At 65.5% G+C, this 13,844-nt stretch carries 10 protein-coding genes and 1 pseudogene; 6 read left to right on the plus strand and 5 right to left on the minus strand.

The annotated features are described in order from the left end of the window. A pseudogene (locus NKG60_RS07060) lies at window positions 1-333 on the minus strand (transposase); the annotation flags it as partial. 182 nt (window positions 334-515) lie between these two features. Here NKG60_RS07060 and NKG60_RS07065 point away from each other — a divergent pair. The 5 genes from NKG60_RS07065 (at window position 516) to NKG60_RS07085 (ending at window position 7,372) form a co-directional block, all read left to right on the plus strand. Beyond that, window positions 516-1,028 carry a hypothetical protein gene (locus NKG60_RS07065; protein ID WP_352862898.1) on the plus strand — a complete coding sequence of 171 codons (513 nt, stop codon included), beginning with the start codon at window positions 516-518 and terminating at the stop codon, window positions 1,026-1,028. A gap of 281 nt (window positions 1,029-1,309) precedes the next feature. Further along, window positions 1,310-1,681, plus strand: coding sequence for a hypothetical protein (locus NKG60_RS07070; RefSeq protein WP_352863084.1), 372 nt, complete (start codon window positions 1,310-1,312; stop codon window positions 1,679-1,681). 235 nt (window positions 1,682-1,916) lie between these two features. Further along, entirely contained in the window at window positions 1,917-2,543 is a 627-nt protein-coding gene (locus NKG60_RS07075; protein ID WP_352862899.1) for a CDGSH iron-sulfur domain-containing protein, read from the plus strand. A 326-nt stretch (window positions 2,544-2,869) separates the two neighbouring features. Then, entirely contained in the window at window positions 2,870-4,897 is a 2,028-nt protein-coding gene (locus NKG60_RS07080; protein WP_352862900.1) for a hydantoinase/oxoprolinase N-terminal domain-containing protein, read from the plus strand. A gap of 300 nt (window positions 4,898-5,197) precedes the next feature. Further along, window positions 5,198-7,372: a malate synthase G gene (locus tag NKG60_RS07085; protein ID WP_352862901.1), complete on the plus strand. Its 2,175-nt coding sequence runs from the start codon at window positions 5,198-5,200 to the stop codon at window positions 7,370-7,372. Between the two features lie 237 nt (window positions 7,373-7,609). Here NKG60_RS07085 and NKG60_RS07090 read toward each other — a convergent pair whose 3' ends face one another. The 4 genes from NKG60_RS07090 to NKG60_RS07105 form a co-directional block, all read right to left on the minus strand. Beyond that, window positions 7,610-9,142 carry a YifB family Mg chelatase-like AAA ATPase gene (locus NKG60_RS07090; RefSeq protein ID WP_352862902.1) on the minus strand — a complete coding sequence of 511 codons (1,533 nt, stop codon included), beginning with the start codon at window positions 9,140-9,142 and terminating at the stop codon, window positions 7,610-7,612. 160 nt (window positions 9,143-9,302) lie between these two features. Continuing rightward, the gene (gshB, locus tag NKG60_RS07095) at window positions 9,303-10,244 is read right to left on the minus strand and encodes a glutathione synthase (protein ID WP_352862908.1); all 942 of its coding nucleotides are present in this window, start codon (window positions 10,242-10,244) and stop codon (window positions 9,303-9,305) included. 213 nt (window positions 10,245-10,457) lie between these two features. Further along, window positions 10,458-10,832, minus strand: a complete 375-nt coding sequence (locus NKG60_RS07100) for a GtrA family protein (protein WP_352862909.1) — start codon at window positions 10,830-10,832, stop codon at window positions 10,458-10,460. 8 nt (window positions 10,833-10,840) lie between these two features. Continuing rightward, window positions 10,841-11,848, minus strand: a complete 1,008-nt coding sequence (locus tag NKG60_RS07105; RefSeq protein ID WP_352862910.1) for a glycosyltransferase — start codon at window positions 11,846-11,848, stop codon at window positions 10,841-10,843. A gap of 129 nt (window positions 11,849-11,977) precedes the next feature. On the opposite strand from NKG60_RS07105, the gene NKG60_RS07110 reads away from it, so the two are divergent. Beyond that, window positions 11,978-13,774, plus strand: a complete 1,797-nt coding sequence (locus NKG60_RS07110; protein WP_352862911.1) for a GtrA family protein — start codon at window positions 11,978-11,980, stop codon at window positions 13,772-13,774. The last annotated feature ends 70 nt before the right edge of the window (window positions 13,775-13,844 follow it).

Here is a 13,844-nt window from a genome sequence, read left to right on the forward strand (position 1 = left end):
CCCGCCGTTCGCTCATCCCGAAGCCTTCCTTCAGGCGAGCGACAGCTTTCCGCTTGGCCGCGGGCGTCACCATTTCTTTCCCACAAGATCCTTCAACGCCGCATTGTCGAGCATGGCGTCGGCCAGAAGCCGCTTCAGCCGCGTGTTCTCGTCCTCCAGCGCCTTCAGTCGCCGAGCCTCGGAGATATCCATCCCGCCGAAGCGGGCCTTCCAGTTGTAGATCGAGGCGTCGCTGACCCCGTGCTTGCGGCACAGATCGGCAACCGATACCCCGGCCTCGTGTTCCTTCAAAATTCCGATGATCTGCTCTTCAGAGAAGCGGCTGCGTTTCATGTCCTGGTCCTCTCGATGGCCAGAACGAACTTCAAACCGGATTAGATCAGAGGGGCAAGGTCACCGGGGACCAAGACGACGGAACCGGTTTGCATAGGACGCTCCAACCATTCCGCTTGAACCCTGTCCTTCACCATCCTACCGCATTGGCGTATCCTCTCCTAGGCTTGGGGAGACATAACATGCGCTCCACCTTCGACATCACCGCCGCGATCGGCCTTGCCATCGGCGGCGCTCTGGGCCTCGCCGGCACCTTCGTCGAGAGCGCGTCCCTTCGCGAAACATTCTGGACGATCGACGGCGTCGGACTCGTGGTGGCGACCGCGCTGTTGACGATGAAGTATCAGCGGCTGGGCAATGATTGGGTGGCGGCCGGTTTTCTGACCTTCCTTGCCGGCGAAAGCCTGCTGCTCGCCGCCAATGCGGCGGGGCTTGAGGCCAGCGTGCCCTCCTATGTCGGCGGCATCTCGCTCTGGGCGGCAGCGCTGGTCATGATCAGCGCGCCGAAAACCTTCGCGCTGTGGATGCGGCTCACCGCTGTCGTGGCCGCCCTGCTGTTTGTCGTCTCAGTGGGCCTGATCCTGTGGGGCGCGCCTTTGCTGCCGACCTCGGCGCCGCTGCCCGCTGCCGGATATCCCTTCCTGGTGCTCACATTCATCGGCTGGATCTGGACGCTGCTGAAGCCCGGGCGTTGAGCCCGGTCGGACCGCCCCCTCTCCGGCCGCTTCGCGCCCACCTCTCCCCCACTTTGTGGGGGCGAGGAACCCAGGTCCTGTGAGGCTTCGGCGGTTGGCATTCCTCGCCCCACGGCGTGGGGAGAGGTGGTTTGCGAAGCAAACCGGAGAGGGGTCTTGCTTAGCAACGCTGCGCCTTTCGCGATGCGCAAATGGCGCACCCCCTTCCACCCATCCCGCCACCATGCCATGTTCCCCCTCGCGGCCGGGCAGGCCGCTTCATTCCGGGGGGAATCATCATGTTGTCTTACGCTTTCGCGCGCCGCGCTGCCGCGGCGCTCTTCATAGCCGCGTTGTTTGCGCCGGCCGCACATGCCGGCGATGTCACTTTCGAGATCAGGAACAGCCATCCCAACGCCATGCGCGTCGAGCTCTACAGCCAGGACCGCGACCATGTCTGGCCGGGCAACAATCAGGATTATTATCTCAACGACGGCGAGACCAAGTCGATCCCGCTGTCCTGCAAGGACGGCGAATCGATTTGCTACGGTGCCTGGGTCGATGGCGACCAGAATACCTATTGGGGTGTCGGCCCCGGCAACACGGAAAAGTGCGACGATTGCTGCTACACCTGCAGTGGCGGCGAGACCGAGGAAATCGATCTGGTTCCGTGATGTGGCAAATCTCCCCCCTTGAGGGGGAGATGTCGCCAAAGGCGACAGAGGGGGTAGCCGCGCGTAGAGCGCCAACCTGTTCTGCAGCAGCAGGCCGAGCCCCGTCGGGCCGACCCCCTCTGGCCGCTATGCGGCCATCTCCCCCTCGAGGGGGGAGATAGCCCAGCCTCTCGGCCAGCTTGACGCTGTCAGGGCCGCCGCCATAACGTGATGCCTTCAGCGAGGAGTACAGCTAATGGCCGGCATGGTCGAAGGCGAGAAGATCGATATCGGCTTTTCCGGGCGCCGCTGCATCCATTCGCGCAATTGCGTGCTTGGCGATCCGCGTGTCTTCGTGCCCAATGCGCCGGGCCAGTGGATCCACCCTGAGGCGGCCAGCGTCGAGAAGATCGTGGCGCTCGCCGAAGCCTGTCCGTCCGGCGCCATCACCTATGTCCGCAAGGATGGCGGGCCGCAGGAACAGCCGCCGGTGGTCAACACCGTGCGCATAAGGGAAAACGGTCCGCTGGCCGTCCATGCCGAGATCGTGCTGGGCGGCGAGACGTTCTTCCGCGCGACGCTGTGCCGCTGCGGCGCCTCGGAAAACAAGCCGTTCTGCGACGGCAGCCACGCCAAGGCAGGCTTCACCGCCACCGGCGAGCCGGCGCTGAAGGATACGCCGGCGCTGGAAGCGCGGAATGGCCCGCTCACCGTCACGCCGACGACCAACGGCCCGCTCAAGCTCGAAGGCAATGTCGAAATCGTCACCGGCACCGGCCACACGGTCGACCGTACGCAACGCGCCTTCCTCTGCCGCTGCGGCCACTCCGCGAACAAGCCGTTCTGCGATGGATCGCACAAGCGCGTGGGGTTTGTGGGGTAGGCGGTCGTTAGGCGCGGCTCGCACCTGTTAGGGCGGCGATCCTTCCCACCCCCCTCTGTCCTGCCGGACATCTCCCCCGCAAGGGGGGAGATCGGATGACACCGGCGCTTTCGCAATTTGTTCAACGCTGCAAGCGAAGCGCCAACGGCGAAGCCGCCAATCTCCCTCCTTGCGGGGGAGATGTCCGGCAGGACAGAGGGGGGTGCTGTCCCGCCGGCATTGGGCGAGCCTGCAGCATATTCGTCGTGGCCCAGCGCTCGCGGCTTTATCGGCCGGCCCGTATCGGCTAAGGGCGGGGAACAAAATCTCCGGACCGCCGCCAGAATATGACCGCCAAGACCAAACCCTCACTCCTGTTCCTCGGCATAGACACCGGCGGCACCTATACCGACGCCGTGCTTTGGTCGGAAGCCGGCGGCCCCGACGGAAAAGTGCTGGCCAAGGCCAAGGCGCTGACAACGCGCCATGACCTGGCGGTCGGCATATCTGGCGCGGTCGATGCCGTGCTGCAAAAAGCCGGCACCGACCCGACCGCGATAAAACTGGTGTCGATGTCGACGACGCTCGCCACCAATGCGCTGGTCGAAGGGCAGGGCGGCCGGGTCGCGCTGGTGATGATCGGCTTTGCCGAGGGCGACCTTGCGCGCGACGGGCTGAAGGCGGCGCTCGGCTCCGACCCGGTGGTGTTCTGCCCCGGCGGCCACGATGTGCACGGCAACGCCGCGAGCCTCGATCTGTCCGGGCTGGAGGCAGCTTTGCCGGAATTGGAAAAGTCGGTCTCCGGCTTTGCCGTCTGCGCCTATTTCGCCACCCGCAATCCGGCGCACGAGCTAAGCGCGCGCGATTTGATCCGCGACAGGACCGGCCTGCCGGTTACCGCCAGCCATGAACTTTCGGCCAAGCTCGGCGGCCCGCGCCGGGCGCTGACGACATTGCTCAACGCCAGGCTGATCTCGATGATCGACAGGCTGGTCGCGGCAACCGAAGGCTTTTTGGCCGCACGCAACATTGCCGCCCCGCTGATGGTGGTGCGCGGCGACGGCGCACTGGTTTCCGCCGCCTTCGCCCGCCAGCGGCCGATCGAGACCATCCTGTCCGGCCCCGCTGCCAGCCTCGTCGGCGCCCGCCACATGACCGGCCTCGACGATGCGGTGGTCTCCGATATCGGCGGCACCACCACCGACGTCGCCGTGCTCGACAAGGGCCGGCCGCGGCTCGATCCGGAAGGCGCCACCGTCGGCGGGTTCCGCACCATGGTCGAAGCGGTCGCCATGCGCACCTTTGGCCTCGGCGGCGATTCCGAAGTGGCGCTGGAGGACGGCGTGCTCAGCCCGAAGATCCTGCTCGGGCCGCGCCGCCTGGTGCCGCTGGCGCTGGCCGGCATGATGCATGGCGAGGCCGTCACGGCGGAGCTCGAACGCCAGCTGCGCGCGCCCAACCCCGGCCGCATGGATGGCCGCCTGGCGGTGCGCACCGGGGTGCCGGAGCGTCTGGCGGCTGGCCTGACCGGCGCAGAGGCGAAACTCTATGAGCTGATTGGTGCCGTGCCGCTGGCTCTCGACAGATTGCTGACCTCGAATGCCCAGAACGCCACCTTGAACCGGCTGGTGTCGCGCGGGCTGGTGCATATCGCTGGCTTCACGCCGTCGGACGCCGCGCATGTGCTGGGCAGGCAGGCCAATTGGGATCCGGCCGCGGCGCGTCTGGGTGCCGAGCTGTTCGCGCGCAGGCGTGACGGCCGCGGCCAGTTCATCGCCGCCTCGCCGGAGGCGATCTCGGAACGGGTGCTGACCACGCTGACCCGCCTGTCGGCGGAAGTCATCCTGGAAACGGCCTTTGCCGAAGACGGGCTGGATGGCGCGGCGACCGTCGCCCATGCCCTGGTCCAGCGCGCCGTCGACGCGCATCCCGGCATCGCCCGTCTCAGCGTCGCGCTCGACCGTCCGGTCATCGGCCTCGGCGCCTCGGCGCCGCTGCACTATGCCGGGCTGGCCGAGCTGGTCGGCAATGACTGCGTGGTGCCGCAGGATACCGACGTCGCCAATGCGCTCGGCGCCGTCGTCGGCCAGGTCCGGGTCTCGGCCGAGGCGCGGGTCAGCCAGCCCAAGGAAGGGCTGTTCCGCGTCGCTTCAGGCGAAATCGTGCGCGACTTCAATGACGAGGCCGCGGCGATCGCCGCGGCGGAAAAAGATGTGCGGGCGATTGCCGCCGGGCGGGCGAAGGACGCCGGCACCGACAGCGCCGAGATCGAAATCGCCAGCGAGTTCCGCGTCTCCACCGTAGAGGGCCAGCGCATGTTCATCGAGGCGCATGTCGTAGCGGTGGCGTCGGGACGGCCAAGGATTGCGGTGTAACTAGCTGATCTCCCCCCTTGTGGGGGAGATGTCCGGCAGGACAGAGGGGGGCGCTGTCCCGCCAACGTCTCGGTCGTTTGCTGTTGTGCCCTCAGACTTGCGGCTGGTCGTAAATGGCAAGGTCCGCGATCCTTCACGCCCCCCTCTGCCCTACCGGGCATCTCCCCCACGAGGGGGGAGATCGGCAGCTTTGGCCGGCGGCGAAAATGCCCTACCTTCGGCCTAAGCGAATTGACCCTGTAGCCATGGCATGTCAAACGCCCGGTGCCGGCAACCCGGCCAAGCCCTGGAGAAGCCCTGATGACCGATCGCGTCGAGATCGCCGGATTGCGGATTGCCCGCGAGCTTCATGATTTCGTCGCGAACGAGGCGCTGCCGGGCACCGGCATCGAGGCGGAGGCATTCTGGGGCGGCTTTTCGGCGATCGTCCATGAACTCTCGCCAAAAAACCGGGCGCTGCTCGAAAAGCGCGATGCCATGCAGGACAAGCTCGACCGCTGGTATCGCGACAATGGCGCGCCCGTCGACATGGAGGCCTACAAGAGCTTCCTCCGCGAGATCGGCTATCTCCTGCCCGAGGGGCCGGCTTTCAGCGTGACCACCGAAAATGTCGACCCGGAAATCGCGCTGGTCGCCGGGCCGCAGCTGGTGGTGCCGGTGATGAACGCGCGTTATGCGCTGAATGCCGCCAATGCGCGCTGGGGCTCGCTGTACGATGCGCTCTATGGCACCGACGCCATTCCGGAGACGGACGGCGCCGAGAAGGGCAACAAATTCAATCCGGCGCGCGGCGCCAAGGTGGTCGCCTGGGTGAAAAGCTTCTTCGACGAGGCGGTGCCGCTCACGACAGGCAAATGGGCGGGGGTGAACGGGCTTTCGGTCGCCAACGGCCTGTTGCGGCTGGGCGAGGGTGCCGGCGCCACCACGCTTGCCGACCTCAAGCAGTTTGCCGGCTATCGCGGCGATGCCGCCAACCCAGAAGCCGTCCTTTTGGTCAAGAACGGCCTGCACATCGAAATCATTGTCGACCACAACAACCAGATCGGCCGCACCGATCCGGCCGGCATTGCCGATGTCGTGCTGGAATCGGCGCTGACCACCATCCAGGACTGCGAGGATTCGGTGGCGGCCGTCGATGCCGAGGATAAGGTGCTGGTCTACCGCAACTGGCTCGGCCTGATGAAGGGCGACTTGGCGGAAGAGATCACCAAGGCCGGCAAGAGCTTTGTCCGAAGGCTCAATCCCGACCGCACCTATACCGCGCCCGATGGCGGCACGCTGACCTTGCCCGGCCGCTCGCTGATGCTGGTCAGGAATGTCGGCCACGTCATGACCAATCCGGCGATATCAGACCGCGACGGCAACGAGGTACCGGAAGGCATCATGGATGCGGCGCTGACAGCGCTGATCGCGCTGCATGACATCGGCGTGAACGGGCGCCGCGCCAACTCCCGCGCCGGCTCGATGTATATCGTAAAGCCCAAGATGCACGGGCCCGACGAAGTCGCCTTCGCCGTCGAGATTTTCGACCGCGTCGAGGCGCTGCTCGGCATGGCCAAAAATACCATCAAGATGGGCATCATGGACGAAGAGCGGCGCACCACCGTCAACCTCAAGGAGGCGATCCGCGCCGCGAAAGACCGCGTCGTCTTCATCAACACCGGCTTCCTCGACCGCACCGGTGACGAGATCCACACCTCGATGGAAGCCGGCCCGATGATCCGCAAGGGCGACATGAAGCAGGCCGCCTGGATTGCCGCCTACGAAGCCTGGAACGTCGACATCGGGCTGGAATGCGGATTGGCCGGCCACGCCCAGATCGGCAAGGGCATGTGGGCGATGCCCGACCTGATGGCGGCGATGCTGGCCGAGAAAATCGCGCACCCCAAGGCCGGCGCCAACACCGCCTGGGTGCCATCGCCGACGGCGGCGACCCTGCACGCCACGCACTACCACAAGGTCGATGTCCACGCCGTCCAGAAGGCGCTGAAAAGCCGGCCCAAGGCCAGGCTCGACGACATCCTGTCGGTGCCGGTAGCAAGGCGGCCGAACTGGTCGCCTGAAGAGATCCAGAAGGAGCTCGACAACAACGCGCAAGGCATTCTGGGCTATGTCGTGCGCTGGATCGACCAGGGCGTCGGCTGCTCGAAAGTGCCAGATATAAACGACGTCGGCCTGATGGAGGACCGCGCCACGCTGCGCATCTCTTCGCAGCACATCGCCAACTGGCTGCATCACGGCGTCTGCACCCGCGAGCAAGTGATGGAGACGATGAAGCGCATGGCGGCGATCGTCGACCGCCAGAACGAAGGCGATCCGCTCTACCGGCCGATGGCACCGGATTTCGACAAGTCCATCGCCTTCCTCGCCGCCTGCGATCTCGTCTTCAAGGGCCGCGTCCAGCCCAACGGCTACACCGAACCGGTGCTGCACGCGCGGAGATTGGAACTGAAGGCGAAAGAGCAGGCGCGATAGTCGCCAGCGTTCCCCTCCCCCTCGAGGGGAGGGTGGCCCGAAGGGCTGGGTGGAGTCCTGCGTGAAGTGCGCCGACTCCCATTCCGGCGACAGGAACGGGAACGAGGATTGTCTTAGCGACCGATAACGGGTGCCATCTGATCTGCCGCATATCGAGGAGACGTTAAAGGCAGAGCACGTCACCGGCGACCCCACCCGGCTCTTCGCGGCCACCCTCCCCTCGAGGGGGAGGGAAACCTACGCCGCTTGTGCCATCCGCTCCGAGCTCATGCGGTAGGAAATCGCCTCGGCCAGATGGATGCGGCCGACCGTCTCGCTGGCCTCGAGATCGGCCAGCGTCCGCGCCACCTTCAAGACGCGGTGATAGGCCCGCGCGGAAAAGCCGAGCTTTTCGCTGGCATCCCTCAGCAGCGACAGGCCGGCGGCATCGGGCATGGCGATTTCCTCGATGACCGACGGCGAGCAATGCGCGTTGGTGGTGGCGGAGGTCGCGCCGAGCCGCTCGAAGCGTTCACGCTGGATCGTACGGGCACGAGCGACGCGCAGTGCCACGGCTGCACTCTTCTCCGCCCGGTCCGGCCGGATCAGATCGCTCGCCGAAACCGCCGGCACCTCGATCCTGAGATCGATGCGATCGAGCAGCGGGCCGGAAATGCGCGCCTGGTAGTCGGTGCGGCAGCGGTCGCCGCGCAGGCAGCGATAGCCCGGCTCGCCGGCCATGCCGCAGCGGCACGGGTTCATCGCCGCGACCAGCTGAATGCGCGCCGGATAGGTGGCGCGGTGGTTGGCGCGCGCGATCATGCAGTCGCCGGTCTCCAGCGGCTGGCGCAGCGCATCGAGCGCCTGCGGCGAGAATTCGGGAAACTCGTCGAGGAACAGCACGCCGTGATGGGCAAGCGAGGCCTCGCCCGGCCGCACGCGCAGGCCGCCGCCGACCATCGCCGCCATCGAGGCCGAATGATGTGGTGCCCGGAACGGCCGCCGGTCGGTCAACTTTCCTTCGCCGAGTTCGCCGGCCACCGAGGCGATCATCGAGACTTCGAGCAATTCCCTGGGCGCCAGCGGCGGCAGGATCGACGGCAGCCGCTGCGCCAGCATCGATTTTCCCGACCCCGGCGGCCCGACCATCAAAAGATTGTGGCCGCCGGCTGCCGCCACCTCCAGCGCCCGCTTGGCGGTCTCTTGGCCCTTGATGTCGGCAAGGTCGGGCAGGTCGCGCGCCGAAGCATGGATGCCGGCTTCCGGCCGCGACAGGACCTGCGTGCCGCAAAAATGATTGGCGATGGCGATCAGGCTGCGCGGCGCCAAGATGTCGAAATCCTTGCCGGCCCAGGCCGCTTCCGGCCCGCAGGCGAACGGGCAGATCAGGCCCTTGCCTTCGGCATTGGCGCCGATCGCCGCCGGCAGCGCCCCGGCCACCGCGGCAATGGTGCCGTCGAGCGACAATTCGCCAAGCACGACATAGCCGGCCAGCATGTCGCCCGGAATGGCGCCGAGCGCCGCCATCAGCCCGAGCGCGATCGGCAGATCGTAATGGCTGCCTTCCTTGGGCAGGTCGGCGGGCGCCAGATTGACGGTGACCTTCTTCGATGGCATCGACAGGCCGGATGCATGAAGTGCTGCCTGCACCCGCTCGCGGCTTTCGGCTACAGCCTTGTCGGCCAGGCCGACGATGTGCATGTTGACCTTGCCCGGCGCGATCATCACCTGCACGTCGACCGGCACGGCCTCGATGCCCTGGAAAGCAACCGTGCGAACCCGCGCCACCATGTCGTCACCCCGGATGCAGGCTTTTGCCCCAAGCCTTTGCGATCATGCCGCGAACGGCGTCACCGGAGACAACCACAGATTTCCGGCGAAGGCAAGAACATTTGGGGAACATGCTGAACGCAACGGCTGCAATGTTTGCAACGCGGCGCTCCCGAAGCGACTAGTTACGCTTGTCCTCCACCGCATCCCAGAACAGGCTGGCGATGTCGGCGCCGCCGAAGCGCCGCACTTCGCGTATGCCGGTCGGTGAGGTCACGTTGATCTCGGTCATGTAGTCGCCGATGACGTCAATGCCGACAAGGATGAAGCCGCGCTCCTTCAACGAGGGGCCGATGCGGGCGCAGATCTCGCGTTCGCGTTCCGTCAGCTCGGTTTTTTCGGCGCGGCCGCCGACATGCATGTTGGAGCGCGAATCATGCTCGGCCGGCACGCGGTTGATGGCGCCGACCGGCTCACCGTCGATCAGGATGATGCGCTTGTCGCCGGAGCGCACCTCCTTGAGGTAGCGCTGCACGATGTACGGTTCGCGGAACATCTGGCCGAACATTTCGAGCAGCGAGGCTAGGTTGCGGTCGGCCTCATGCAGATGGAAGATGCCGGCGCCGCCATTGCCGTAGAGCGGTTTGACGATGATATCGCCGAACTCCTTGCGGAACGCCGCGACCTCGAGCGGGTCCTTGGTGATCAGCGTGTCCGGCATCAGGTCGGGAAATTCGGTGACGAAGATCTTTTCCGGGCTGTTGCGCACCCAGGCCGGATCGTTGACCACCAGCGTTTTCGGATGGATGCACTCGAGGATATGCGTGGTGGTGATGTAGTTCATGTCGAACGGCGGATCCTGCCGCAAAAGGATGACGTCCATCTCCGATAGGTCGGTGCGGACTTCTTCGCCCAGCGAATAATGGTTGCCCTTCTCGTCGCGGACCTGCATCTCCTCGATACGGGCGAACACCTTGCCGTCGCGCAGCGACAGCCGGTCGGGCGTGTAGTGGAACAGCTGGTGGCCGCGCCGCTGCGCTTCCAGCGACAGCGCAAACGACGTGTCGCCGGCAATCGACACGGTGGAGATATGGTCCATCTGGACGGCGACTTTCAGGGGCATGGCAGCTCTCCGGCGCACTTGGGGCGATCCACTTGGATGCACAAAGTACGCTCCAACACTTTTGAATCCATGCATCGTGCTGTCGGAAAATCGATTCCGATTTTAGGGCCGATGCATCGACGACAGCGATATAAGGAAATCGGCGGCTTCTGCCAATCGGCCAAGGTCATGATGAGGCTGCGCTTCGCTTGGCGCAGATCCAATGCGATGCCTTCAGCGGTCGAAGACCAGCTTGGAATAGCCGAGGAAGGACAGCGCCATGGCAACCAGCGAGGCGGCCGCAAGAGCTATCAGCGGCGACACCATCGGCAGCGCGAACAGGATGGCGCAATAGACGAGATAATTGACGATGCTGGTGGCGATGCCGACGCCGCCGTAGCGTGCGCCCTCTTGCGCGATGCCGCGGCTGGAAGGCGAGAAGGTCAGATGGCGGTTGATCAGCCAGGTGACGGACAGGGCAAAACCGATCGAGATGATGCGAGCCGCGAAGGGGCCAAGCGGCGCTATCGTCAGCACCAGCCAAAGCACCGCCGCGTCGGCGACGAAGCCGATGCCGCCGGCGACAATGAAGCGGGCGAGGCGTCCCATTTAGAAATCTAAGCCGCCCGCGGGGTCTTGCGCGGTCCGGCCTTCAAAGTCGCGAGCGCGCTTGCACGTTCACGTTCGACACGACCGGAAGGCATCGACAGATAGAAGATGCGCTTCTGCTCGGCCCGGCCGCGCGACACCGAATCGAGGATTACCCCGGTCACCGCCGCCAGCATCGACAGCAGCAGCAGCCCGACCGACAGTACCCAGGTCGGCATGCGCGGCACGAGCCCGGTTTCGGCGAACTCGATCAGCACCGGCGCCATCAGGAACAGGCTCGATGCCAGGAAAAACACGGAAAAAGCGCCGAAGAAACGCAGCGGCTGCGTCTCCTTCATCAGCATGGCGAACATCCACAGGATCTTCGCGCCGTCGCGAAAGGTCGACAGCTTCGACGAGGAGCCTTTCGGCCGGCGGCCGTAGTCGAGCCCGATCTCGCTGACCGGCAATTTCAGCTGCGAGGCGTGCACCGACATTTCGGTCTCGATCTCGAAGCCGCCGGAAACGGCGGGAAAACTCTTGACGAAGCGCCTGGTGAAGGCGCGGTAACCCGAGAAGATATCGGTAAAGTCCGAGCCGAACAGCCGCTTGTAAAGGCTGTTGAAGATGCGGTTGCCGAAGGCGTGGCCCGTCCTGCCGGCATCGTTGGCGACGCCGCGCCTTGTGCCCACCACCATGTCGGAGCGCTCGGTCAGCAGCATGTTGATCAGTTGCGGCGCGTCCTCCGGCGCATAGGTGCCGTCGCCGTCGGCCATCAGGTAGATGTCGGCCTCGATGTCGGCGAACATGCGGCGCACGACATTGCCTTTGCCCTGGCGCGGCTCGCGCACCACGATGGCGCCGGCGGCGCGGGCTCGGAGCGCCGTCAGGTCGCGCGAATTGTTGTCGTAGACATAGATCGCGGCGGAAGGCAGCGTTTCGCGAAAGCGCCGCACCACTTCGCCGATCGTCAGCTCCTCATTGTAGCAAGGCAGCAGCACGGCGATGCTCGGCTCATGGCGCACTTCTTGTGGCATTTTCGTCTCCGGATGCCCTGTGAGGCCCCTGACCGCTCAAACGCCGGCCTCGCTCGGGCGGCTTTACTATTTATTGAAGCTGTTAAGGCTAGGTTTAAACCGCCCCGTATTCCTTCCAAAGGTCCTGATATGAGCACAGCCGACGATGGCGCCTCCAGTTGGAGGTCCGAGATCGCGCTGGCGCTGCTTGCCACATTGCTGGCGCTGGCCGTCAATGCCTTTGCCGGCTTCCCGGAATTGACCAATGCCGGCGGCGACAACGACAATCTGCTGCGCCTCGTCGAAGTTCGCGACGTGCTGGCCGGCCAGGGCTGGTTCGATCTGCACCAGTACCGGATGGGCCTGGAAGGCGGCTTCGTCATGCACTGGTCGCGGCTGGTCGATGCGCCGATCGCCGCCATCGTCATCGCCGTATCGGCCCTGACCGGCAGCGCGGCCCTTGCCGAGAATGTGGCTCAAGTGCTGTGGCCGGCGCTGCTCTTCTGCCTGACCGTGTTTTTCACCGCCCGCGCCGCGCGCAGCTTTGCCGGTGACGGCGCCGTGCTGCCGGCTGTCGTCGTCGGTGCCGCCGCACTGTATTTCCTCGGCATTTTTTCGCCTGGCGCACTCGATCACCACAATGTCCAGCTGATGCTGAGCATGGCCAGCCTGAGCCTTCTGCTTGAAGCGCCGTCGCGCAGGGCGGCGGCATTGCTCTCCGGCCTGTGCGCCGGATTGATGCTGGCCGTCGGCATGGAAACCGCGCCTTATGTCGCCACCGTCGGCGCCTCTGTCGCCACGCTGTTTGCCCTCGAGGCCAATGGCGAGAGGCTGATCGCCAGGGATTTCGGCCTCGGCTTTGCCGGCGTGTCCGCTCTCGTCTTTGTCGCCACCATTGCGCCATCCGCCTGGGGCCAGGCGCAATGCGACGCCTTCTCGACCGTGCAGTTCGTCGTCGCAGCGATTGCCGGAACCGGCCTTGCGGCGATAGCGTCGATCGAGCCCGCCGGCCGCACGCGTGGGCGGCGGTTCGCCTCGCTTGGCCTGCTTGCACTGGCATTGGGCACTGTCGTCGTCCTTTTGTTTCCGCAATGCCTGGCAGTGCCCTATGCCAATCTCGATCCGCGCCTCAAGGAGCTATGGCTTGATCACATCGACGAGGCGCAGTCGCTGTTCAAACTGCTCGCCGAGGATCCGGCCGAGGTGGTCGCGCGCTATGCCACGCCGCTCATTGCGCTCGTGCTGATGGCGCTTCGCCTTGGCCGTGGCGGCTGGCGACGGCAGGACAGCCTTGTCGGTGCGCTGCTTGTCGTGGCGTTCATCGTCAGCGCCTGGCAGGTGCGCGGTTCGACATTCTCGATCGCCTTCGCTGTCATCCCGCTTGCCGCCTGGATTGCCAAATGGCGTCAACGGGCCGAGGCCAGCCCGTCGCGTGGCGTGGCGCTGCGCATGGCTGCCGCCTGGCTGGTTTCGGTGAATGCGGTCTGGACTGGGGCTGCCGCGGCGACCTCGGTAGCCTTCGACGACAGCAAAGCCACGGCCGATAATGGCACCGATGTCGCTTGCCACCGCATGGCCTCCTTTGCGGCACTTGGCCGCCTGCCCGGCACCACGGTGCTGGCAATTTCCAATCTCGGATCGCCGATCCTGGCCTATTCCGGGCATCGCGTTTTCGCCGGGCCTTATCATCGCAACGTCGCCGGCAACCTCCTGGTGCTCGATGCCTTCCTTGGGTCCGATGCCGATGCCAGGACGATCCTGGCGGATCATCACGTCGGCCTCGTCGCGCTGTGCCCCGGCAGCGCCGAAAGCAAGCTCCTCGCCGCCAAGGCGCCGGCAGGCTTTCTTGCCGGGCTGATGCGCGGCAGCGTGCCGGAATGGCTAGCGCCGGTTGCTGGGACCAGCGGAGCTGCCGTCGAATTGTACCGCGTCCGGCCGGGCAGTTGATCTATCGGCGGGCCGTGCGGCCTTTTGTCGGACATAAGTCCTGATAATCCACTCTTTCGCCCTTGCCCGC

This window comes from Mesorhizobium sp. M1428 (assembly GCF_040317515.1).
Taxonomy (GTDB): Bacteria; Pseudomonadota; Alphaproteobacteria; order Rhizobiales; family Rhizobiaceae; genus Mesorhizobium.